At 63.3% G+C, this 1,797-nt stretch carries 2 protein-coding genes; both read left to right on the top strand.

What is annotated here, in order from left to right; translation table 11 throughout:
* Positions 1 to 684: 684 nt before the first annotated feature.
* Positions 685 to 1,233: a DinB family protein gene (locus UK82_RS30610; protein ID WP_313949848.1), complete on the top strand. Its 549-nt coding sequence runs from the start codon at positions 685 to 687 to the stop codon at positions 1,231 to 1,233.
* Positions 1,234 to 1,474: 241 nt separating this feature from the next.
* Positions 1,475 to 1,797, top strand: a 323-nt coding sequence (locus UK82_RS30605) for a transposase domain-containing protein (protein WP_173667383.1), incomplete at its 3' end; no start/stop codon positions are given.

Raw genomic sequence — 1,797 nt, 5'->3', positions numbered from 1 at the left:
TGTACCGCCTCCGCGACTGACTCATTGATCTCCTCCGCTCACGGATCAATTATCCCACATAGGGATCACTGTCCGAAGAACGGGGACCACCTCAGACCATCGACCTGAATTCCGTTATCTTGACGTGGACGATTTGACCTCAGAGCGTCCGGGTAAGTTGGCGGATTCGGTGGATCTTGGCGGCCGAACGGCTTCTGGTCGAAGTGGTCGCGGACGGCAAGCGGGACGTGCTGGAGGGGCGGCTTAATCCGCGTTGCAGTGGATGCGTTACGCATCGAGAACCAGCAACTCCGCGACGCGCTCGCACACGTCCACGGTCAACTCCGAGCAGCCCGAACCGATCTTGATGTCGAGGATGGCTCCTGAGCTTCGGGATACCCTCGGCCCATAACGCGCCTGAACAGATCGACACAAGTCACGTGACACGCGCATAGCTTGGATGTTATCCTTGTGACCGATCCGGCTCTTCCTCGGCTCTGGACACGGCATTCCCCGAGGGCCCTCTGACGAGGGCCGAGAAGCGTTTGCAGCGCCTACATCCCCGGCGGGCCTCCGGCGCCGATGTCATCGGTGTTCTCCTTGGCAATCGAGACGAGCCCTGTCCGATCGGCCCTCATGCTGCTCGAGTACGCGCCCATGGTCTGATCCGTCAATGTCCTTTCAACCCAGAAAGCTGGACAATTAATGTTCATATGGCCCCGAATGACCACTGGACCCGAACGTCTCATGTTGGAGAGCTTGCTTGACCGCAACCGGCAAGCGCTCATCGACACCGCGCGAGGGCTATCCGAGACCGACGCACGGCGGCGCCTGGTCGTCTCACTGACCACACCGATCGGGCTGATCAAACACGCCGCCACCGCCGAGCGCATCTGGTTCCAACGCACCCTGCTCGGCCTAGACGAGTCCGCATGCGACGGCTACGCCACCGGTGACGACGGCAGTTTCGTTGTCGCCGACGGCGAAACGCTGGCCGACGTGATCGCCGAGTTTGAGCGTGCCAGCGAGCGTTCCCGCGTGATCGCCGCTGACTTCGAACTCGACGACACCAAGGCGCACCCCCGCGCTGGCGATGTCAGCCTGCGGTTTGTCTACCTGCTCCTGATCGAGGATTTCGCCCGTCACGCCGGCCATGGTGACATTCTCCGGGAACAAATCACCGCTTTGGCTTGGACAGGATACCCGGACCGCGACCTGACCACCAACCTGCCTCGAAAAGGCCAACTACCGTGAGAATCGGGTCGCTGGCGTCCCAGAACACCTGTCCCACGCCTGGTCAGAACCACAAGCCCAGACATGATCGTCGGGACTAACCCGACACGCCAACCGCCCGGCCCACACGACACGCCGACCGGCCCCCGCGGATTCCCATCCGAAGCTGTCCAACCCCAGGTCAAGACTTGATCGCCAGACATGATCCTCGGGAACGGACCCAATACCAGGAACTTAGGTTCTGATCGTGTAGGTTCGAGGGGTGCCGAGACGCGGTCAGGTGAAGGAGAAGCCCGAGGACCGGTTGGTGGACCGGGTCGGGCTGGGGGTGCTGGCGGCGCAGTTCCCGGACGCGCTGGTCGACCGGGTGGTCACCGAGACCGGTCGTCGCGAGAAGCGGACGCGGGACCTGCCCGCGGCGCTGATGGTCCGGTACGTGGTCGCGTTGGCGTTGTTCCCCTCGGATGGCTACGACGAGGTGATGCGGCAGGTGAAGGTCGCCGACGACTGGCTGGCAGACAGTGCCGGGCCGGTGAAGGTGCCGGCGACCACGGCGATCACGAAGGCGCGGGACCGGCTCGGGGT

This window comes from Frankia sp. ACN1ag (genome assembly GCF_001414035.1).
Lineage (GTDB): Bacteria > Actinomycetota > Actinomycetes > Frankiales > Frankiaceae > Frankia > Frankia torreyi.
This window is presented reverse-complemented; position numbering and strand designations above follow the sequence as displayed.